18 protein-coding genes are annotated in these 19,908 nt (G+C 69.3%); 9 read left to right on the top strand and 9 right to left on the bottom strand.

Translation table 11 applies throughout. From position 1 onward, the window contains the following. Positions 1-34: 34 nt before the first annotated feature. The 4 genes from EL338_RS21955 to pe are packed head-to-tail and all read left to right on the top strand — an operon-like array spanning position 35 to position 7,517. Positions 35-1,456, top strand: coding sequence for a condensation domain-containing protein (locus tag EL338_RS21955; protein ID WP_126335671.1), 1,422 nt, complete (start codon positions 35-37; stop codon positions 1,454-1,456). A 27-nt stretch (positions 1,457-1,483) separates the two neighbouring features. After that, complete coding sequence (locus EL338_RS21950; RefSeq protein WP_126335670.1) at positions 1,484-4,519, top strand: MMPL/RND family transporter; 3,036 nt, start codon at positions 1,484-1,486, stop codon at positions 4,517-4,519. After that, entirely contained in the window at positions 4,516-6,306 is a 1,791-nt protein-coding gene (locus EL338_RS21945; protein ID WP_170217478.1) for an AMP-binding protein, read from the top strand. Before EL338_RS21950 ends, EL338_RS21945 begins: the two co-directional genes overlap by 4 nt. A gap of 59 nt (positions 6,307-6,365) precedes the next feature. Next, positions 6,366-7,517 carry an acyltransferase PE gene (gene pe / locus EL338_RS21940; protein WP_126335669.1) on the top strand — a complete coding sequence of 384 codons (1,152 nt, stop codon included), beginning with the start codon at positions 6,366-6,368 and terminating at the stop codon, positions 7,515-7,517. A gap of 28 nt (positions 7,518-7,545) precedes the next feature. On the opposite strand, the gene EL338_RS21935 is transcribed toward pe, so the two are convergent. Next, positions 7,546-8,229 (bottom strand): GAP family protein, encoded by a 684-nt coding sequence (locus EL338_RS21935; protein ID WP_126335668.1) that lies wholly within the window; start codon positions 8,227-8,229, stop codon positions 7,546-7,548. 72 nt (positions 8,230-8,301) lie between these two features. On the opposite strand from EL338_RS21935, the gene EL338_RS21930 reads away from it, so the two are divergent. Beyond that, positions 8,302-8,787: a flavin reductase family protein gene (locus tag EL338_RS21930; RefSeq protein WP_126335667.1), complete on the top strand. Its 486-nt coding sequence runs from the start codon at positions 8,302-8,304 to the stop codon at positions 8,785-8,787. Positions 8,788-8,790: 3 nt separating this feature from the next. Here EL338_RS21930 and EL338_RS26050 read toward each other — a convergent pair whose 3' ends face one another. The 5 genes from EL338_RS26050 to EL338_RS21910 form a co-directional block, all read right to left on the bottom strand. Beyond that, positions 8,791-8,946: a hypothetical protein gene (locus EL338_RS26050; protein WP_170217405.1), complete on the bottom strand. Its 156-nt coding sequence runs from the start codon at positions 8,944-8,946 to the stop codon at positions 8,791-8,793. Between the two features lie 182 nt (positions 8,947-9,128). Continuing rightward, on the bottom strand, positions 9,129-9,881 hold the full coding sequence (locus EL338_RS21925; RefSeq protein WP_126335666.1) for a succinate dehydrogenase/fumarate reductase iron-sulfur subunit: 753 nt from the start codon (positions 9,879-9,881) through the stop codon (positions 9,129-9,131). 1 nt (position 9,882) lies between these two features. Next, complete coding sequence (locus EL338_RS21920) at positions 9,883-11,802, bottom strand: fumarate reductase/succinate dehydrogenase flavoprotein subunit (protein ID WP_126335665.1); 1,920 nt, start codon at positions 11,800-11,802, stop codon at positions 9,883-9,885. A 35-nt stretch (positions 11,803-11,837) separates the two neighbouring features. Beyond that, positions 11,838-12,653 (bottom strand): succinate dehydrogenase subunit SdhC, encoded by an 816-nt coding sequence (gene sdhC, locus EL338_RS21915; RefSeq protein ID WP_126335664.1) that lies wholly within the window; start codon positions 12,651-12,653, stop codon positions 11,838-11,840. Positions 12,654-12,780: 127 nt separating this feature from the next. Continuing rightward, positions 12,781-13,080, bottom strand: coding sequence for an Rv0250c family protein (locus EL338_RS21910; RefSeq protein WP_126335663.1), 300 nt, complete (start codon positions 13,078-13,080; stop codon positions 12,781-12,783). A gap of 117 nt (positions 13,081-13,197) precedes the next feature. On the opposite strand from EL338_RS21910, the gene EL338_RS21905 reads away from it, so the two are divergent. Beyond that, the gene (locus tag EL338_RS21905) at positions 13,198-13,956 is read left to right on the top strand and encodes an isocitrate lyase/PEP mutase family protein (RefSeq protein ID WP_126335662.1); all 759 of its coding nucleotides are present in this window, start codon (positions 13,198-13,200) and stop codon (positions 13,954-13,956) included. Between the two features lie 132 nt (positions 13,957-14,088). On the opposite strand, the gene EL338_RS21900 is transcribed toward EL338_RS21905, so the two are convergent. Beyond that, positions 14,089-14,562 carry an Hsp20/alpha crystallin family protein gene (locus EL338_RS21900; protein WP_126335661.1) on the bottom strand — a complete coding sequence of 158 codons (474 nt, stop codon included), beginning with the start codon at positions 14,560-14,562 and terminating at the stop codon, positions 14,089-14,091. A gap of 202 nt (positions 14,563-14,764) precedes the next feature. Between EL338_RS21900 and nirB the strand changes: the two genes are divergently transcribed. The 3 genes from nirB (at position 14,765) to EL338_RS21885 (ending at position 18,074) form a co-directional block, all read left to right on the top strand. Further along, the gene (gene nirB, locus EL338_RS21895; RefSeq protein WP_126335660.1) at positions 14,765-17,329 is read left to right on the top strand and encodes a nitrite reductase large subunit NirB; all 2,565 of its coding nucleotides are present in this window, start codon (positions 14,765-14,767) and stop codon (positions 17,327-17,329) included. After that, on the top strand, positions 17,326-17,673 hold the full coding sequence (gene nirD, locus EL338_RS21890) for a nitrite reductase small subunit NirD (protein ID WP_126335659.1): 348 nt from the start codon (positions 17,326-17,328) through the stop codon (positions 17,671-17,673). The genes nirB and nirD overlap by 4 nt, the downstream gene beginning before the upstream one ends. Positions 17,674-17,753: 80 nt before the next feature. Beyond that, on the top strand, positions 17,754-18,074 hold the full coding sequence (locus tag EL338_RS21885; protein ID WP_126335658.1) for a hypothetical protein: 321 nt from the start codon (positions 17,754-17,756) through the stop codon (positions 18,072-18,074). Here EL338_RS21885 and EL338_RS21880 read toward each other — a convergent pair. Further along, positions 18,071-18,709 (bottom strand): sirohydrochlorin chelatase, encoded by a 639-nt coding sequence (locus EL338_RS21880; RefSeq protein WP_126337024.1) that lies wholly within the window; start codon positions 18,707-18,709, stop codon positions 18,071-18,073. The genes EL338_RS21885 and EL338_RS21880 overlap by 4 nt on opposite strands. Positions 18,710-18,759: 50 nt before the next feature. Then, positions 18,760-19,899 (bottom strand): uroporphyrinogen-III synthase, encoded by a 1,140-nt coding sequence (locus tag EL338_RS21875; protein ID WP_126335657.1) that lies wholly within the window; start codon positions 19,897-19,899, stop codon positions 18,760-18,762. Between the last annotated feature and the right edge of the window lie 9 nt (positions 19,900-19,908).

Genomic DNA, 19,908 nt, shown 5'->3' with positions numbered 1-19,908 from the left:
GTCAGTTGAGCAGGGATTCTGGAGGAATCAAGCGTTGCGCATTGGCAAGATAACGGTTGGGCCGCTTGATGAGTGGGCGCTCAAACCCGGTTCGGTCACCTCGTGGCACCCCACGGCCGAGTCGGCCGAAAAGGCACGACAGGCGCCGATCAGTGCGGTACCGGTCAGCTACATGCAGGGGCAGCATCTGCGCAACTACTGCGAGCGGACCGACGCGGGCCTGAACTTCTCCCGGCAGATCATCGCCAGCTGCGAAGTGGCCGGGCACTGCGACATCGCGGCCATGGATCACGCCGTGAACGCCTACCTGCGCCGACACGACACCTTCCGCAGCTGGTTCGAGCGCGCGGACGACGGTGGGTTCACCCGCCGCGCCCTGCCGGACCCGGACGACATCGAGTTCGTCCCGGTCGATCACGGCGCGCTGAGCATCGACGAGATTCTGGCGCACGTGGTGGCCATTCCGAGCCCGTTGGAGTGGGGCTGCTTCACCTTCGGAATCATTCAAAACGAGGACAATTTCACGTTTTTCGCCGCCATGGATCACGTGCACGGAGACGCGACGCTGATCGGTACGACAATGCTGGAAGCAAACGGAATGTATTCGGCGCTGAGCGGGACGGGCACGGCGCTGACACTGCCGGAGGCGGGCAGCTTCGACGAGTTCTGCATTACCGAACGCGAACGCAATGCGGAACTGACGGTGGATACCCCCGAGGTCCGGGCCTGGATCGAATTCGCCGAGAACAACAATGGCGGTTTTCCGGAATTCCCGCTGCCGCTGGGGAATCCGCAGGAGGCCACCCGCAGCGATATGACCACCGAGTTCCTGTTGGACCCCGCGCAAACCGAACGGTTCGACGCCGCGTGCGGGTCGGCCGGGGCGCGCTTCGTGGGCGGTCTGTTCGCCTGCCTGGCCCAAGTGGAGCACGAACTGACCGGCACCCTGACCTACTACGGCCTGACCCCCCGGGATTCCCGCAACGCCACCGACAACTTCATGACGCAGGGCTGGTTCACCGGGTTGATCCCCGTCACCGTCCCGATCGGTGCGGCGTCCTTCGGCGAGGCCGCGTGGTCCGCGCAGGAGTCCTTCGATTCGAATCTGAACATGGCGAAGGTGCCCTACTACCGGGTGCTGGAGTTGGCGCCGTGGCTGAAGTGGCCGCAGCCGAATTTCCCGGTGTCGAATTTCTTCCACGGCGGCGCCGCCCCGCTGAATGCCGTTCTGGCCGCCGCCGATATGGGCCTGGCGAACAACATCGGCATCTATCCGGATGGCCGTTTCTCGTATCAGCTGACCATTTACATATTCCGCTACGGCGAGGGCACGGCAATGGCCATCATGCACCCCGACAATCCGGTTGCGCGGAAATCGGTGGCCCGCTACTTGGCGGCCATGCGGTCGGTGGCCGCGTTGGTCGCCGACAGCGGGAACTGGGGGCGCGTCGCATAGCGTGACGCGGGCAGGGGTGAGTGCGATATGCGACGGCTAGCTGATTTTGTGGCGCGATGGCCCTGGGTGGTCATCGGCGTCTGGGTCGCGATGGCGATCGCCCTGCCGCTGTCGTTCCCGTCGCTGAACGTCATGGCCGAGCGCAACCCGCTGGTCATCCTGCCCGCCGACGCGCCGTCCAGCGTCACGGCCCGGAACATGGCCGAGGCGTTCCAGGAGTCCGGGTCGGACAACCTGCTGGTGGTGGCGTTCATCAACGAGGACGGACTGCGGCCCGACGACGAGACCACCTACCGCACGGTGGTCGACGCGCTGCGCGCCAGCGATTCCGATGTCGTCTCGGTGCAGGATTTCCTCGGCACACCGCAGCTGCGACAGTTCCTGACCAGCGAGGACAAGACCACCTGGGTGCTGCCGGTGAGCCTCGAGGGCGAACTGGGCACCCCGCGGGCCTTCGAGGCGTTCAACCGGGTCAACGAGATCGTCACCGACACCGTCGGGGATCAGGCCGCCCTCGGCGACAACCACGAGGGCCCGCTGGAGGTGTACGTCACCGGGCCCGCGGCCACCGTCGCCGACCTCACGGTGGCCGGCGAGCAGGACCGGTTGCCCATCGAGATCGCGATCGCGGTCCTGGTGCTCGGCGTGCTGCTGCTGGTGTACCGCAACCCGCGGACGATGATGCTGCCGTTGGTGACCATCGGGGCGTCGGTGATGATCGCCCAGGGGTTGGTGGCCGGTTATTCGTATCTGACCGGGGCGGGCGTCTCGAACCAGTCCATCGTGTTCCTCAGCGCGATCCTGGCCGGTGCCGGGACCGACTACGCGGTGTTCATGATCAGCCGCTACCACGACTATCTGCGCCGCGGCGCGGACTACGACCAGGCGGTCCGGTCGGCGATGGTCTCGATCGGCAAGGTCATCACCGCCTCGGCGGCCACCGTGGGCATCACGTTCCTGGTGATGAACTTCGCCCAGATGGGGGTGTTCCGGACCATCGGCGTCTCGGCGGCCATCGGGATCGGCGTCGCGTACCTGGCCGGGATGACCCTGCTGCCGGCCATCCTGGTGCTGGCCGGGCCGCGCGGCTGGGTCAGCCCGCGGCGCGAACTGACCGCCCGGTTCTGGCGGCGCTCCGGCATCCGGATCGTGCGCCGGCCGGTGGCGCACCTGGTCGGCAGCATCCTGGTGCTGGTGCTGCTGGCCGGCCTCGCGGTCGGGGCGGAGTTCAACTACGACGACCGCAAGGCCGTCGCCGCGTCGGCGCCGAGTTCGATCGGTTACGCCGCGCTGGAACGGCACTTCCCGATCAGCCAGTCCATCCCGCAGTACCTGCTGGTGCAGTCCGAGCGCGATCTGCGCACCCCGCAGGCGCTGGCCGACCTCGAGCAGATGGCGTCGCGGATTGCGCAGCTGCCCGACATCGCGCTGGTCAGCGGCGTGACCCGGCCGTTGGGCGAGGTGCCCCCGGAGTTCCGGGCCACCTTCCAGGCCGGCATCGTCGGTGCGCGGCTGGCCGAGGGAACCGCCATGATCGGCGAGCGAGGTGACGACCTCACCGAGCTGGCGACCGGCGCCAACACGCTGGCCGACACCCTCGGCGAGGTGCGCGCGCAGGTCAACGCCATCGCGCCCAGCCTCCAGACGCTGCTCGACGCGTTCTCGTCGGTGCGCACCGAATACGGCGGCGACAAGCTGGTGCGCGATGTCGAGACCGCCGCCGAGCTGGTGCAGGCCGTCAACGAACTCGGCAACTCGATGGGCGTGAACTTCGCCAATGTCAAGAACATGTTCGGCTGGATCGGCCCGGTCCTGCAGGCGCTGCAGGGCAATGCGGTGTGCGACGCGAACCCGTCCTGCCGCGACACCCGCCTGCAGTTCCAGCGCCTCGCGGAGGCGCAGGACGACGGCCGACTGGACCGGATCAACAAGCTGGCCGGCGACCTCGAGGGTTTCGAGGACCGCGAGAGCCTCAACGCGACGGTGACCAAGCTCAACCGCGCGCTCAACGACCTCGTCAAGGCCACCCACGCGTTGGGGCTGGACAGCCCCGGCGGCGCGCAGTCGGGCCTGGGCGAGATCCGGCAGGGCGCCGACGAGCTGGCGAAGGGCAGCCGGCAGGTGGCCGGGGGAGTCGACGAACTCGTCGAGCAGATCAAGGTGATGGCCGGCGGGCTCAGCCAGGCCTCGACGTTCCTGTTGACCATGCGCCAGGACGCGGCGGCCTCCTCGATGGCGGGCTTCAACATTCCGGCCGAGGTGCTGCAGGCCAAGGAATTCCAGCTGGCCGCCCAGGCGTTCATCTCCCCGGACGGGCACTCGGTGCGCTACCTGGTGCAGACCGAGCTCAACCCGTTCAGCCCGGCGGCCATGGACCAGGTCAACACCATCAACGACATCGCCCGCGGCGCCCAACCGAACACCACCCTGGCCGACGCGTCGATCTCGATGGGCGGCTTCCCGGCCGCGCTGCGCGACACCCGGGACTACTACGAACGCGACATCCGGTTCATCATCATCGTCACGCTGATCGTCGTGCTGCTGGTTCTGATGTTGCTGCTGCGGTCGCTGATCGCCCCGTGGTATCTGGTCGGCTCGGTGGTGTTGTCGTTCTTCGCCGCCATCGGCATCGGCGTGCTGCTGTTCCAGGTCATACTCGGTCAGCAATTGCATTGGAGCGTGGCGCCATTGGCGTTCGTGGTCCTTGTCGCCGTCGGCGCGGACTACAACATGCTGTTCGTGTCCCGCATGCGCGACGAATCCCCGCACAGCGTGCGTTACGGCGTCATCCGCACGCTGGGCTCCACCGGCGGGGTGATCACCGCGGCCGGCCTGATCTTCGCGGCCTCGATGGCCGGTCTGCTGTTCTCCAGCATCGGCATCGTCGTGCAGGGCGGCTTCGTGATCGGCGTCGGAATCCTGTTGGATACCTTCGTGGTACGCACCATCACCGTGCCCGCCATCGCGACGCTGGTGGGCCGGGCCAACTGGTGGCCCGGCAAGATCGGGCCGGCGCCGGCGAGGGCGCCGGAACCGGCCGACATTGGTCAGGAGAGCGGATGACACCTCGCCAGGGCAGCACGCTGACTCAGCTCACGACCGCATCCACCACGACGGGAACCCCCTCGATCCTGTCGATCCTGCACGGTCGGGCCAGCCTGCGCCCCGACGACATCGGGTTCACCTTCACCGACTACGAGCGCGACCCGGACGGTGTCCGGCACAGCCTCACCTGGTCGCAACTGGCCCGCCGGACCCGCGCCGTGGCGGCCGAACTGCGCCGGCACGGCGGCACCGGGGACCGCGCGCTGATCCTGGCGCCGCAGGGCCTCGACTACATCCTGGCGTTCCTGGGGTCGATGCAGGCCGGGCTGGTCGCGGTGCCGCTGCCGCTGCCGCACCGCGGTTCGGGGCACGACCGGGTGGCCGCGGTCCTGGCCGACACCGAACCCGCCGTCGTCCTGACCACCTCGGCGGTCGTCGCCGACGTCCGCGATTTCGTCGACAGCGCCGGATCGGCCCACCCGCCGACGGTCGTCGAGATCGACGCCCTGGACCTCGACGCCGCCGACAGCGCCGCCGACAGCGCCGCCGAACCGGCCGAGCTGCCCAGCCTGGCCTACCTGCAGTACAGCTCCGGGTCCACCCGCGTCCCGACCGGGGTCATGGTCTCGCACCGCAACCTCACGGTGAACTTCGATCAGTTGATGCGCAGCTTCTTCGCCGGCACCCCGCTGCCCGCCGAGACCACGCTGGTGTCGTGGCTGCCCTTCTACCACGACATGGGCCTGGTGCTGGGGGTCTGCGCGCCCATCCTGTGCGGGCACCGCGCCGAGCTGATGAGCCCGGTCGCGTTCCTGGAGCGCCCCGCGCGCTGGGTGCGGGCGTTGGCCCAGAACCCGCGCGCGTGGTCGTCGGCACCGAACTTCGCGTTCGACCTGGCGGCCCGCAAGACCAGTGACGACGACCTGGCCGGCCTGGATCTCGGTGGTGTGCTGGGCATCATCAGCGGCGCCGAGCGGGTCGAGCCGGCGACCCTGCACCGCTTCGTCGACCGGTTCGCGCACTTCAACTTCGCCGACCACATGATGCGCCCGTCCTACGGGCTGGCCGAGGCCACGGTCTTCGTCGCGGCGAGCATCTGGGACGAGAACGCGCCGGCGGCGCATTTCGATTCCGCCGAACTCGGGGCCGGGCGGGTGCGGCCTTGCCCGCCGGGGCGCGGCGCGGCGGCGGGGACGGTCACCAAGCTGGTCCGCTACGACGTGCCGGAATCGCCGTCGCTGCGCATCGTCGACGGCGACACCGGACAGGAATGCCTGGCGGATCAGGTGGGCGAGATCTGGGTGCACGGCGAGAACGTCGCCGACGGCTACTGGCGCAAGCCGCCCGCCGAACAGAGCGGTTTCGGCGCGACCCTGTCGGACCCGTCGCCGGGGACCGCCGCCGGTCCGTGGCTGCGCACCGGCGATCTCGGCTTCGTCCACGCGGGCGGGCTGTTCATCGTCGGGCGCATCAAGGACGTGCTGATCATCCGGGGCCGCAACTACTACCCCGAGGACATCGAGACCACGGTCCAGACCCTCGTCGCGGGGCGGGTCGCGGCGATCTCGGTGCCGGTGCAGGGGACCGAGGAACTCGTTGCCGTCGTCGAACTCAAGAAACCCGACGACCTCGACGCGATCAGGAGTGAGGTCACCGCCGTGATCGCCAACGCGCACGGCCTGAGCGTCGCGGATCTGGTGCCGGTGCCGGCGGGATCGATCCCCACCACCACCAGCGGCAAGATCCGCCGTGCGGCCTGCGTCGAGCTGTACCGGCGGCGGGAGTTCGACCGATGGGATGGGTGATGCAGAGTAAGGTTCGCTGCAGTGTTGCCGACGAGTGTGATTGTGGGGCGTGAGAGGGCATGAGACGACTACTCGCATTCGGCACCGCGATGACAACCCTCGGCGCCGCAGGCTATTTGGGTCTCGGTGTGGCGGCCGCCGATGACGCCGGCACCGACGCCGGCAGCGGCGCCGCGGCCGAGCCGACCCCGCAGCTGGGCACCCCCGGGCGCGGCTACGCGCTGGGCGGCGCGCACGTGCTGGGCATCCCGTACGACGAATACATCATGCGCACGGGCGCGGACTGGTTCCCCGGGCTGGACCGCGAGATCGTCGACTACCCGGCCGGACAGGTTCAGGGCCACACCCTCGAGCGGTTGTTCCCGGGCATCGGCGCCTTGGGGGAGCGCATCATGCCTGGCCTCGGCCTCGACGGCCCCAGCTACGGCGAGTCCATCGACGTCGGCGCGCCCAACCTGATCGAGGCCATCAAGCGAGGCGGCCCGGGAACGGCGATCGGCCTGTCCGAGGGTGCGTCGGTGCTCGATGAAACGCAGGCCCGGCTGGCCTACGACCCGGCCGCGCCGCCGCCGGATCAGCTGAGCTTTGCCACCTATGGCAACCCCGTCGGCAAGCACGCCTTCGGCGAGAGCTTCCTGACCCAGATGTTCCCGGTCGGCGCCGTCGTCCCGTCGCTGGACTACCGCATCCCGCCGCCGGTGGAAAGCCAGTACGACACTTACAAATTCGTCTCCGCCTACGACAGCATCGCCGACTGGCCGGACCGGCCGGACAACTGGATCTCGGTGGCCAACGCCATCGTCGGGCTGGCCACCGGGCACACCGCGGTCGCGTTCACCGACCCGAGCATGGTGCCGCCGCAGAACATCCGCACCACCGTCAACTCCCGCGGCGCGAAGACCACGACGTACCTGATCCCCGAGGAACATCTGCCGCTGGTGCTGCCGTTCAAGTACCTCGGCGTGCCGCAGGAGACGCTGATCGAACTCGACCGCGTGCTCAAGCCCTACGTGGATGCCGGCTACTCGCGGCACGACGACCCGCTGACCGCGCCCATCACGGTGGACCCGATCAACGGCTACGACCCGGCGGAGGTCACCGCCCCGGCCACGCAGGCCGCGTTCGGCGGCGCCGGCGACCCGGTGTCGCAGTTGCTGTCAGGGCTGCAGTACATGCTGAACAATCAGCCCGTCCTCGGCGGCGGGTCCTGACCCCTCGCAAGCCGGCTCACAGACCGGCTCACAGGCCGGCGTAGCCGACCCCGAGCAGCAGGACGCCGGCGACGGCCAGCAGGGCCGCAACGCCGAGGCGGCCGCGCGAGCGCACCCAGTCGTACAGCGTCGCCAACGTCGCGCGGGTGCGCTCGGGGGCGACGACGTAGCACAGCAGCGGTATCTCCACGAGCGTGAACGCCACCACGTTGAACAGCATCAGCGCGCCGACCTGCGTGGCGGCCGCCGCCCCCGAGGCCACGATCAGCGTCAGCGCCGCGACGTAGTCGATGGACGGCAGCGCGATGCCCAGGCCCGCGATGCCGGCCGTCCACAGCGAGCCGCCCTGCACCAGCGCCCGGGCGCGCACCGCGACCGGATCCAGTGCGCGACGCAACCGGCCCCGCGAGGCGGGCGATTCTCGGTGGCCGCGGCGGGCCAGTACGCTGGCGGCCACCAGCGCCGCGTTGGCCAGCACCACGGCCCCGACCACCAGTTGCACGCGCGGCAGCGTGAACTGCGCGGAGCCCAGCGCGGGCCGCAGCACGAACAGCACGATCAGGCCCACCGTGATGCCCATGGCGAAGCCCCCGGCCAGGAACGTCAGCAGCTGTAGGCCCGGCCGGGGCCGGTTGATCATCAGGACGGTCATCCCGATCCGGAACGGCTCCAGGCTGACGGCAACGGCCATCGCCAGAAGCGGAAACCACATGATGGCGTCACGTTACCGTTTCAGACCCCCTCGGTGGCCCCCGACACAGTGACGTGTGAAGATGGGATCGCTATGAGCAGCACAGATTTGAGCCCCACCGCACTGCGCGAGGCCTTCGGACACTTTCCCACCGGCGTCATCGCCATCGCCGCCGAGGTCGACGGCACCCGCGTCGGGTTGGCGGCCAGTACTTTCGTGCCGGTCTCGCTGGATCCACCGCTGGTGTCGTTCTGCGTGCAGAACTCGTCGACCACCTGGCCCAAGCTGGCCGACCGCCCCGTGCTGGGCATCAGCGTCCTGGGCGAGGCGCACGATCAGGCCGCCAAGACTTTGGCCGCCAAGACCGGGGATCGCTTCGCCGGTCTGGAGACCAAGTCCACCGACGGTGGTGCCGTGTTCATCCACGGGACCAGCGTGTGGTTGGAGAGCACCATCGAACAACTGGTGCCCGCCGGCGATCACATCATTGTGTTACTGCGGGTCAGCGCGATCACGGTGCACGACGACGTCGCGCCGATCGTGTTTCACCGCAGCGCATTCCGCAAGCTGGGGCAGTAGGTCTCAGGGGCGCGCCGCGAGTTGCTCGCGGTAGGTGTTGACGCGCTGTTCGAGTTCGTCGGCGTCGTCGAACCGGCCCTCCTTGCGGGCGAGTTGCGCGCGGATCGACAGTTCGCGAATCGCGGTGCGAATATCGTTGACGCTGAGTGTCTCTCGCATGACCATGGCGATGCCTTTCGCAGGTGATTGGCCGCTTTCCCCGAGGGTACGCGGGATCCCTGATAACGCCAGCCCGCCAAAAAGCGTCGAGCCCGTCGTTGCCGCCCGCGCCGCAGCGCGGTGGGGACAACGACAGGCTCGACCATCCGGATCCCATGCGGGCGCCGGACCAGGGGAAAAGACTAGGTGCGTCGGAACAATTTGTTGCCGAGCCAGACGATCGGGTCGTACTTGCGGTCGGCCACGCGTTCCTTCATCGGGATGATCGCGTTGTCGGTGATCTTGATGTGCTCGGGGCAGACCTCGGTGCAGCACTTGGTGATGTTGCAGTAGCCCAGGCCGGCGTCCTCCTGGGCCAGCAGCTGCCGGTCGGCGGTGTCCAGCGGGTGCATGTCGAGCTCGGCCAGGCGAATGAAGAACCGCGGGCCGGCGAAGGCCTCCTTGTTCTCCTCATGGTCGCGGATGACGTGACAGACGTTCTGGCACAGGAAGCACTCGATGCACTTGCGGAACTCCTGGCTGCGCTGGATGTCCTCCTGCTGCATCCGGTAGTCGCCGGGCTGCAGATCCTTCGGCGGCGTGAACGACGGGATCTCGCGCGCCTTCTGGTAGTTGAACGACACATCGGTCACCAGGTCGCGCATGATCGGGAAGGTGCGAATCGGCGTGACGGTGACGGTCTCGTCGGGTTCGAAGGTCGACATCCGGGTCATGCACAGCAGCCGGGGCTTGCCGTTGATCTCGGCCGAACACGATCCGCACTTGCCGGCCTTGCAGTTCCAGCGCACCGCCAGGTCCGGCGTCTGGGTGGCCTGCAGCCGGTGGATGATGTCGAGCACCACCTCGCCGTCGTTGACCTCGACGGTGTAGTCCTGCAGGCCGCCGCCGGTGTCGTCCCCGCGCCAGACCCGCAAGCTCGCGTTGTACGTAGCCATCTCAGCTTCTCCGTTCCGAATGGTCGGCCAGCTCGGCGTCGGTGTAGTACTTCTCGAGCTCGGACAACTCGAACAAATTCAGCAGGTCCGGACGCATCGGCTCCTGCTCCTCGGCCGTCACCTCGACCTCGGGGACCACCGTCGTCGCGGCGTCCGAGGCCGGCCGGGCCCGGCACACCAGCAGCGTGTTGCGCCAGTTGGCGTCCATCTCCGGGTGGTCGTCGCGGGTGTGGCCGCCGCGGCTCTCGGTGCGCTGCAGCGCGGCCTTGGCGACGCATTCGCTGACCAGCAGCATGTTGCGCAGGTCGATCGCCAGGTGCCAGCCGGGGTTGAACACCCGGCCGCCCTCGACCATGACGTTCTCGTAGCGCTTCTTGAGCTCCTGGAGCTTGGCCAGCGCCTCCTGGATCTCGTCCTCCTTGCGGATGATCCCGACGAGGTCGTTCATCGACTGCTGCAACTCGGCGTGCAGCGTGTAGGGGTTCTCCGGGTTCGGGCGCTTCTCGAACGGGGCCAGCGCCAGTTCGGTGGCGGCGTCGATCGCCTGGTCGGTGACCTTCGGCCGGTCCTTGAGCGCCCGGACGTAGTCGGCCGCGCCCAGCCCGGCGCGGCGCCCGAACACCAGCAGGTCCGACAGCGAGTTGCCGCCGAGCCGGTTCGAGCCGTGCATGCCCCCGGAGCACTCGCCGGCGGCGAACAGCCCCGGGGTGCTCGCGCCGCCGCTGTCCGGGTCGACCTCGATGCCGCCCATCACGTAGTGGCAGGTGGGCCCGACCTCCATCTCGTCCTTGGTGATGTCGACCTCGGCGAGCTCCATGAACTGGTGGTACATCGACGGCAGCCGCCGCTTGATCTCCTCGGTGGGCATCCGCGAGGCGATGTCGAGGTAAACGCCGCCGTGCGGCGAGCCGCGGCCGGCCTTGACCTCGGAGTTGATGGCGCGGGCCACCTCGTCGCGGGGCAGCAGGTCAGGCGTGCGGCGCGCGGAGTCGTTGTCCTTGAGCCACTGATCGGCCTCTTCCTCGGTCTCGGCGTACTGCCCCTTGAACACCGAGGGGATGTAGTCGAACATGAACCGCTTGCCCTCGGAGTTCTTCAGCACCCCGCCGTCACCGCGGACCCCCTCGGTCACCAGGATGCCCTTGACCGACAGCGGCCAGACCATCCCGGTCGGGTGGAACTGGATGAACTCCATGTTGATCAGCGCGGAGCCCGCGCGCAGCGCCAGCGCGTGGCCGTCGCCGGTGTACTCCCACGAGTTCGACGACACCTTGAACGACTTGCCGATGCCGCCGGTGGCCAGCACCACCGCGGGCGCCTCGAACAGCACGAAGTTGCCGGTCTCGCGCCAGTAGCCGAACGCCCCGGCCACTGCGCCGTTGTCGAGGATCAGCTCGGTGACCGAACACTCGTGGAAGACCTTGATCCGGGCCTCGTAGTCGCCGAGTTCGGCCTTGTCCTCCTGCTGCAGCGAGACGATCTTCTGCTGCAGCGTGCGGATGATCTCGAGGCCGGTGCGGTCACCGACGTGCGCGAGCCTCGGGTAGGTGTGGCCGCCGAAGTTGCGCTGGCTGATCCGGCCGTCCTTGGTGCGGTCGAACAGCGCGCCGTAGGTCTCGAGTTCCCACACCCGGTCCGGGGACTCCTGGGCGTGCAACTCGGCCATCCGCCAGTTGTTCAGGAACTTGCCGCCGCGCATGGTGTCACCGAAGTGCACCTGCCAGGAGTCCTTGGTGTTGACGTTGCGCATGGCCGCGGCGCAGCCGCCCTCGGCCATCACGGTGTGGGCCTTACCGAACAGCGACTTGGTCACGACGGCCACGCGCAGGCCGCGTTCGCGTGCTTCGATGACCGCACGCAGACCCGCACCGCCGGCACCGATCACGACGACGTCGTATTGGTGCCGTTCGAGCTCAACCATGAAACCTCACTTGCCTTTTCGCGTCGATGTAGTTGTCAGCCGATGATGGTCAGGTCGGGCATGCCGCGCGCCACCATCATGATGTAGAAGTCGGTGAGCATGAGCGTGCCCAGGGTGATCCAGGCGAATTCCATGTGGCGGGTGTTGATCTTCGACACTTGGGTCCAGACCCAGTACCGCACAGGGTGTTTCGAGAAGTGCTTGAGCCGCCCGCCGGTGACGTGCCGGCAGGAGTGGCACGACAGGGTGTAGACCCACAGCAGGGTGATGTTCACGACCAGGATGATGTTGCCCAGGCCGATCCGGAAGCCGGTCGGCGTGCTGAAGGCGAGAATCGCGTCGTAGGTGTTGACCAGCGAGATCAACACGGCCGCATAGAAGAAGTAGCGGTGCGAGTTCTGGATGATCAGCGGCAGCCGGGTTTCGCCGGTGTACTTGGCGTGCGGTTCGGCGACGGCGCAGGCCGTCGGGGACTGCCACACCGAGCGGTAATAGGCCCGGCGGTAGTAGTAGCAGGTGATCCGGAACAGCAGCAGGAACGGCAGCGAGATCGCGGCGTACGGCAGCCACCACACGTCGGGCAGGAACTGGCCGAAGTGACTGGCCTCCGGGATACAGCCGACGCTGAGGCACGGCGAGTAGAAAGGGGTCAGGTAGTTGTACTGCGCGACGAAGTAGTCCTGCTGCATGAACGCACGGACCGTGGCGTAGATGACGAACGCCGCCAACCCGAGGTTCGTCAGGATCGGCGCCTTGAGCCAGAAATCCGTGCGCAGCGTGCGCTGCGGGATCTTGGCTCGGGTTGCCGAGAAGACGCCGGTCTTCGACCGGTCGGCGGTGGGCGCGCTCATGTCAACGGTTCCCTTCTTCGACGGCGGGCGTCGCTGGGCTGGGAGGGGCGAGGGCGGCGAGGGGTGCGTGGTGTGCGCACCCCTCGGTACTGCTGGTGCTGCGGGGGGTGGTCAGCCGCGGTTAGGCTCACCGTTGGCGGCTATGACCACCGACCCCTTCGTCATCGACATCCCGCCAGAAGTTGGAGTCGTACTGCGTGTCCGGAACCGGGATCTTCTCTCCGGTGTGTTGCTGGGCGCAGCGCGACAGGTCGAGGTCGTTGGCGTCGGAGTTGAGCAATTCGACGTCGTCGAAGATCCGTTCGGCGTCGAGCGCGATCCGGCGCATCGCCGGGCTCTCGCCGAAGCGCGATCGCAGCGATGTCACGCAGCGGCGCAGGTTGAAGATGAGTTCTTGCAATTCGGCGAGTTCGGTCGTGGTGGACATGCGACCTCCTTGGGCTGAAGGGTGTCATGAATCACATTACGGCACTCGATGCTAGCCACATCATGATCGGGGCGTGACCCACATCACGTCCTGGGCCACGAATAGTAAGGAGCACAAATGAGTGACCAAGTCCTGGCGCAGCGCGCCGATACTTTGCTGGGTCTGCACAAGCCCGGCGATCCGGTGGTGCTGCCGACGGTCTGGGATGCCTGGTCGGCCGCGCTCGCGGTCGACGCCGGATTCGTGGCCTTGACCGTGGGTAGCCACCCCGTGGCCGATTCGGTGGGCAAGCCCGACGGGGAGGGGATGACCTTCGAGGACCTGTTGACCCGGGTCGCCCAGATCACCGCCAAGGTCGATGTCCCGATTTCGGTCGACATCGAGTCCGGGTACGGGTTGACCGCCGAGGATCTGATCGGCGGGCTCCTGCGTGTCGGCGCGGTGGGCCTCAACATCGAGGACTCGGTGCACAGCGAGGGCAAGCGGCTGCGGTCGGTCGAGGAGCACGCCGCGTTGGTCCGCGCGCTGCGTCAGGCCGCCGATGACGCCGGCGTGCACGTGGTGATCAACGCGCGCACCGACCTGTTCGTCCGCAAGGACGGCGACGAGAGCGACCGCGTGGACCGCGCGATCGCCCGGCTCAAGGAGGCCGCGGCCGCCGGTGCGGACTGCCTGTACCCGGTGGGGCGTCACGACCCTGACACGCTCGAGCGCCTGGCGTCGGAATTGCCGTTGCCGATCAACGCGATCGCGCTGCCCGACCAGGACGACCCAGCGTCGTTCGGGCCGCTGGGCGTCGGGCGGATCAGCTTCGGCCCGTTCTTCCAGGGCGCGCTGACCGCCCGGGCCAACGAGATCCTGGGCCGCTGGAGCTGAGCGCCCGTACCTGAGCGCCCGTACCTGAGCGCGCCGAAAATGCCGTCAGGGTCGTGACCCATTTCGGATCACGACCCTGACGACAATCTGGTGGGGCTCAGGCTCTCTGGTCGGGCCAGGCCCCCGCTGGGGCTAGGCGCTTTCGATCGCGATGCGCTGCGCGCCGGGTACCGCCGGCTTGTCGTGCGCCCCGGCCACCCGCACCGTCAGCACCCCGGCGTCGTACGACGCGGTGATGGCATCGCCGGTGATGTGCTCGGGCAGCGCGAACGACCTGCGGAACGTGCCGTAACGCACCTCGCGCAGCGTGCGGGTGCCGTCGTCGTCGGCGCTGGTGTGCTCATCGCGGCGCTCGCCGTGGATCGTCAGGCGGCCGTCCTCGACCTCCACGGTGACGTCCTTGGCGACGTCGACCCCGGGTAGTTCCAGGCGCACCACCGCGTCGGCGCCGTCCTTGACCACCTCGGCGGCCGGGTAGAAGCCCGCGCTCGCCTGCGTCAGCGGCTTGAACCATTCGTCGGCCGAGGCGGGGCCGAAGAAGTCACGGACGAAACGGTCGACGCTCCAGGCCGGGCGACCCCACAGCGTCACATTCTGGCTGCTCATGTTCTGCTCCTCAGTCTCGCGACCGGCACGGCGCCGGTCTGTACCCGGTATAACTTGAGTCGACCACGCTCATGTTCCGCATCGGCCGTTCGCCGGCAGCGAACGGGGCTCACAGCGCTGCCGCGCGGTTGTGAGGACACCGTGATGGCCGGTTCACATCGAGACGACATCGCGGCAATACGCGCTTCCTAGCGTCGGTGCCATGCAGTCACAGAAGTGCGTCGTGGTGGGTCACGGCATGGTCGGGCACCGTTTCGTCGAGGCGTTGCGGGCGCGCGACACCGAGGGCCGGTGGCGGGTCACCGTGTGCGGCGAGGAGGCCGACGCGGCGTATGACCGGGTGGGCCTGACCGCCTACACCGAGCACTGGGACCGGGGCCGACTGGCGCTGCCCGGCAACGACTACGCCGCCGACGATCTGGTCGACGTGCGACTCGGCGACCCGGTGGCCGCGATCGACCCGGTGGCCAAGTGCGTGACGACGGCCGCCGGCACCCGGATCGACTACGACGCGCTGGTGCTGGCCACCGGTTCGTACGCGTTCGTGCCGCCGATTCCGGGCCGGGATCTGCCGGGCTGCCACGTCTACCGCACCCTCGACGATCTCGACGCCATCCGCGCCGCCGCGACCCGGGCGCTGGGCGCCGGTTCCGCGCCGGTGGGCGTGGTGATCGGCGGCGGCCTGCTGGGCCTCGAGGCCGCCAACGCGCTGCGCGGATTCGGGCTCGACGCGCACGTGGTGGAGCGGTCCTCGCGGCTGATGTCCCAGCAGGTCGACGAGGCCGGCGGCGCGCTGCTGGGCACGATGATCGGCGCGCTGGGCATCACCGTGCACACCAACCTCGGCACCGAGATGATCAAACCGGCCCAGCGCAACCGGCCCGTGCGGCGCTCGGCCGACAGCGATGCGCTGCGGGTGGTGCTCAGCGACGGGAGCTTCGTCGACGCGGGCGTGGTGGTCTTTGCCGCCGGCGTGCGCCCGCGCGACGAACTGGCCCGCGAGGCCGGCCTGCAGATCGCCGAGCGTGGCGGCGCGCTCACCGACTTGTCCTGTGCCACCAGCGATCCCAACATCTACGCGATCGGGGAGGTGGCCGCCATCGAGGGCCGCTGCTACGGCCTGGTGGCGCCCGGCTACACTTCCGCCGAGGTCGCCGCGGATCGGCTGGTCGGCGGGACCGCGGAGTTCCCCGGTGCCGATCTGTCGACCAAGCTCAAGCTGCTCGGCGTCGACGTCGCCAGCTTCGGGGACGCCATGGGGCTCACCCCGGACTGCCTCGAGGTGGTGGTCAACGACCCGGTCAAGCAGACCTACGCCAAGCTGGTGCTCTCCGACGATGCCGGCACCCTGCTGGGCGGCGTGCTGGTGGGCGACGCCTCGGCGTACGGCGTGCTGCGGCCCATGGTCGGCAGCCAGCTGCCCGGCGACCCGCTGGCCCTGATCGCCCCGGCCGATTCCGGTTCGGGCGCAGCGGCTCTCGGGGTGGGGGCACTGCCCGACGAGGCGCAGATCTGCTCGTGCAACAACGTCACCAAGTGTGACCTGAAGAACGCGATCGGCGGCGGCTGCACCGACGTGCCGGGCCTCAAGGCCTGCACCGGCGCGGGCACCTCGTGCGGGTCCTGCGTGCCGCTGCTCAAACAGCTGCTCGAGGCCGAGGGGGTGGAGCAGTCCAAGGCGCTCTGCGAGCATTTCAGTCAGTCGCGCGCCGAACTGTTCGAGATCATCACCGCCACCGGCATCCGCACCTTCACCGCGCTGATCTCGCGCTTCGGCACCGGCGCCGGCTGCGACATCTGCAAGCCGGTGGTCGCCTCGATCCTGGCCTCGACCAGTTCGGAGCACATCCTCGACGGCGAGCAGGCCGCCCTGCAGGACTCCAACGACCACTTCCTGGCCAATATCCAACGCAACGGCAGCTATTCGGTGGTGCCCCGGGTGCCCGGCGGCGACATCACTCCCGACCAGCTGATCCTGATCGGTCAGATCGCCAAGGACTTCGGGCTCTACACCAAGATCACCGGCGGCCAGCGGATCGACCTGTTCGGCGCCCGCGTCGAACAGCTCCCGCAGATCTGGCGGCGCCTGGTCGACGGCGGCATGGAGTCCGGGCAGGCCTACGGCAAGTCGCTGCGCACCGTCAAGAGCTGCGTCGGCAGCGACTGGTGCCGCTACGGGCAACAGGATTCGGTGCAGCTGGCCATCGACCTGGAGCTGCGCTACCGCGGCCTGCGGGCCCCGCACAAGATCAAGATGGGCGTGTCCGGGTGCGCCCGGGAATGCGCCGAGGCGCGCGGCAAGGACGTCGGGGTGATCGCCACCGAGAACGGCTGGAACCTCTACGTCGCCGGCAACGGCGGCATGACGCCCCAGCACGCCCAGCTGCTGGCCGGCGACCTGGACACCGAGACGCTGATCCGCTACATCGACCGGTTCCTGATGTTCTACATCCGCACCGCCGACCGGTTGCAGCGCACCGCACCGTGGGTGGAGGGGCTGGCGGGGGGCCTCGACCATCTGCGCGACGTGGTGTGCGGTGACTCCCTGGGCCTGGCCGCGGAATTCGAGGCCGCGATGGCGCGCCACGTCAGCGGCTACGCCTGCGAGTGGAAGGGCGTGCTGGACGATCCCGACAAGCTGTCGCGGTTCGTGTCCTTCGTCAACGCGCCGGAGGTCGAGGACCCCACCGTGCAGTTCGCCGAACGGTACGGCCGCAAGGTGCCCATCGGCATGCCTGTGTTCACGCCCCGAGAGGAACAATCGTGATGCTGCTCAACGACATCCAGACCTGGACCGCGGCCTGCCGGTACGACCACCTGATCCCCGACCGCGGCGTGGCGGTGCTGCTCGAGGACGGCACCCAGGCCGCCCTGTTCCGGCTCGCCGACGGCAGCCTGCACGCCGTCGGCAACGTCGACCCGTTCTCCGGTGCGGCGGTGCTCTCGCGCGGCATCGTCGGCGACCGCGGGGGGCGTCCGGTGGTGCAGTCGCCGATCAAGAAGCAGGCCTTCGGTCTGAGCGACGGGGTGTGCCTCGAGGATCCGGGCGTCACGATCCCGGTGTACGCCACCCGCGCGAGGACCGACGGCATGATCGAGATCGGTTACTGATCCACCGACCGGCCGAGATTCGCACATCTCGACGACGATCCGTGCGATTCTGTCTGTGCTCGCGAGTTGAGGAGGCCGGGATGAACAGGTGGACCCGCGCCGGCGTCGTCGGTGTCTTCGCCGTCGCCCTGGCCACGGGAGTCCAAGGTTTCGGCACCGTCGTCGCGCCCGCCACCGTGCGGGCCGACGTGTGCGTGGGCGCCGGCGGACGACACGTCTCGGTGAGCGGCTGCGGCAACGTCGCGGACGCCCTCGCGCCCTGGGTGCCGCCGCCGTCGGCGTACGCCCCGTTGCCCGAGGACTACGAGACCGCGCCCCCGCCGCCGCCCCCGCCGCCGGCGCCGAACGTCAACGTGTGCGCGAACTTCGGGCGCCGGATCAGCGTCAGCGGCTGTATCTAGGCATTGCTCAGCGCAGGCAGTACCGCCCGGCGGAACCGGGCCGCGATCAACCGCGTGGTGCCCGGGTGCGGACCCAGCGGTGCGGTGACCAGGTCGGCGCCCGCGGCCCGCAGTCGGTCCTGGAACAGCCCCTCGGCCAGCAGGTAGGACGCGACCACTACGCGCCGGGCACCCGTCGCGCGCAGCCGCGCCACCGCGTCGGCCACCCGCGGTTCGCCGGTCGCGGCGTACGCCAACTCCACCCGCGCGCCGAGCGCCGCCGACAGCAGGGTCGCGGTGACCCGCAGATCCCGCTGCGCCCCGCGATCGGAGGTGCCGGCGGCTGCCATCACCACGGAATCGCCGGGCCGCCAACCGGATTCCCACAGTCGCTCGGTCAGCACCCGGACCATCTGCGGACACGGCCCCAGGGCCGGGGTGACGGTGACATCGGGGTGCCCGCTGGCGGCGATGTGCTCGGGCAGGTCGTGGCGCACGTGGTAGCCGGCGGCCAGGAACGCCGGCACCACGATGGCCGGGGCGCCGTCCAGGCCGCGCAACACCTCGGCGGGAGTGGGGCCCAGGACGTCGACGAACGCGACCCGCACCGGCTGCGACAGCGCATCGCCTACCCGGGCCGCGAGTTCGCCGATCATCGACACCCCGCCGGGTTTGCGGGTGCCGTGCGCGACCAGCACCAGTTCCCTCACGCCGGACCGTCCTCGGTGGCCAGCCGGTAGCCGCGCTTGACGACGGTGGCCACGATGTTCTTGTCGCCCAAGGCGGTCCGCAGTCGCAACACGGCGGTCTCGACGGCGTGGGTGTCGGTGCCGGCGCCGGGCAACGCGGCCAGCAGCTCGCCGCGGGACACCACGATGCCGGGCTTGTCGGCCAGTGCCCGCAGGGTGGCCATGCTGGCCGGCGACAGCGACTTGATCGCGCCGTCGACCACCACGCAGGTGCCGCGGATCTCCACCTGATGGCCGGCCGCGACCAGCTTGCGCGACCGCAACAGCGGCAGCTCATCGGTGATGTGGCGGGCCAGCGCGCCCAGCCGCATCCGTTCCGGCGCCGAGGTGGGCACCCCGAGATGGGTCAGCGGCCGCGCCGTGACGGGGCCCACGCACATCGCGTGCACGGGACCGCAGAGCGCGGCCAGCAGCTTGTCGGAGACGCCCAGGTCGGCCGCGCGCAGCAGGGTGGCCGCCACGGCCGGGGCCGAGGTGAAGGCCACGGCGTCGAACTGCTCGTCGGCGATGCCGTGCACCAGCGCGTCGAACGGTCCGCCCAGGGGCGCGGCCCGCCACCGGTACACGCGGATGGGAACGACGTCGGCGCCCGCGGCCCGCAGTTCGTCGAGGAACTCCGGGAACGGGTCCCACTCGTCGGTGGCGCCGTGCAGTTGCACCGCGATGCGCGCGCCGGCGACGCCGCCGGCGCGCAGGTAGGTCAGCACCTCGCGGGAGGATTCGGACTCCGGCGACCATTCCTCGGGCAGCTCGGCGGCGCGCAGCGCGCCGGTGGCCTTCGGGCCGCGCGAGACCACCCGGGCCCGGCCCAGCGCGTCGGTGAGCTCGGTGGCCAGCCCCCAGCCGTCGGCGGCGGCCATCCAGCCGCGGAAGCCGATCCCGGTGGTGGCGACGACGATGTCCGGCGGCGCCGCGATCAGGGCCTCGGTGTGGCGGCGCAGTTCGTCGTCGTCGGGCAGCGCCACCATCTCGATGGCCGGGGCCGCGCACACTGTGGCGCCGCGGCGGCGCAACAGTGTGCAGAGCTCCTCGGAGCGGCGGGCGGCGGTCACCGCCACCCGGTATCCGGTCAGCGGGCCCGCATCGGGCGCAGTCATGGTTACCTG

The organism is Mycolicibacterium chitae, from assembly GCF_900637205.1.
GTDB classification, from domain to species: domain Bacteria; phylum Actinomycetota; class Actinomycetes; order Mycobacteriales; family Mycobacteriaceae; genus Mycobacterium; species Mycobacterium chitae.
Note: the sequence above shows the minus strand (reverse complement) of the source record. Positions and strands in the feature narration are given on the sequence as shown.

Bases quoted from the DNA above. Each gene is read 5' to 3' on its own strand.
- EL338_RS21950 (WP_126335670.1), top strand. From the start codon at position 1,484: ATGCGACGGCTAGCTGATTTTGTGGCGCGATGGCCCTGGGTGGTCATC.
- EL338_RS21945 (WP_170217478.1), top strand. From the start codon at position 4,516: ATGACACCTCGCCAGGGCAGCACGCTGACTCAGCTCACGACCGCATCC.
- pe (WP_126335669.1), top strand. From the start codon at position 6,366: ATGAGACGACTACTCGCATTCGGCACCGCGATGACAACCCTCGGCGCC.
- EL338_RS21935 (WP_126335668.1), bottom strand. From the start codon at position 8,229: ATGTGGTTTCCGCTTCTGGCGATGGCCGTTGCCGTCAGCCTGGAGCCG.
- EL338_RS21930 (WP_126335667.1), top strand. From the start codon at position 8,302: ATGAGCAGCACAGATTTGAGCCCCACCGCACTGCGCGAGGCCTTCGGA.
- EL338_RS26050 (WP_170217405.1), bottom strand. From the start codon at position 8,946: ATGCGAGAGACACTCAGCGTCAACGATATTCGCACCGCGATTCGCGAA.
- EL338_RS21925 (WP_126335666.1), bottom strand. From the start codon at position 9,881: ATGGCTACGTACAACGCGAGCTTGCGGGTCTGGCGCGGGGACGACACC.
- EL338_RS21920 (WP_126335665.1), bottom strand. From the start codon at position 11,802: ATGGTTGAGCTCGAACGGCACCAATACGACGTCGTCGTGATCGGTGCC.
- sdhC (WP_126335664.1), bottom strand. From the start codon at position 12,653: ATGAGCGCGCCCACCGCCGACCGGTCGAAGACCGGCGTCTTCTCGGCA.
- EL338_RS21910 (WP_126335663.1), bottom strand. From the start codon at position 13,080: ATGTCCACCACGACCGAACTCGCCGAATTGCAAGAACTCATCTTCAAC.
- EL338_RS21905 (WP_126335662.1), top strand. From the start codon at position 13,198: ATGAGTGACCAAGTCCTGGCGCAGCGCGCCGATACTTTGCTGGGTCTG.
- EL338_RS21900 (WP_126335661.1), bottom strand. From the start codon at position 14,562: ATGAGCAGCCAGAATGTGACGCTGTGGGGTCGCCCGGCCTGGAGCGTC.
- nirB (WP_126335660.1), top strand. From the start codon at position 14,765: ATGCAGTCACAGAAGTGCGTCGTGGTGGGTCACGGCATGGTCGGGCAC.
- EL338_RS21885 (WP_126335658.1), top strand. From the start codon at position 17,754: ATGAACAGGTGGACCCGCGCCGGCGTCGTCGGTGTCTTCGCCGTCGCC.
- EL338_RS21880 (WP_126337024.1), bottom strand. From the start codon at position 18,709: ATGATCGGCGAACTCGCGGCCCGGGTAGGCGATGCGCTGTCGCAGCCG.
- EL338_RS21875 (WP_126335657.1), bottom strand. From the start codon at position 19,899: ATGACTGCGCCCGATGCGGGCCCGCTGACCGGATACCGGGTGGCGGTG.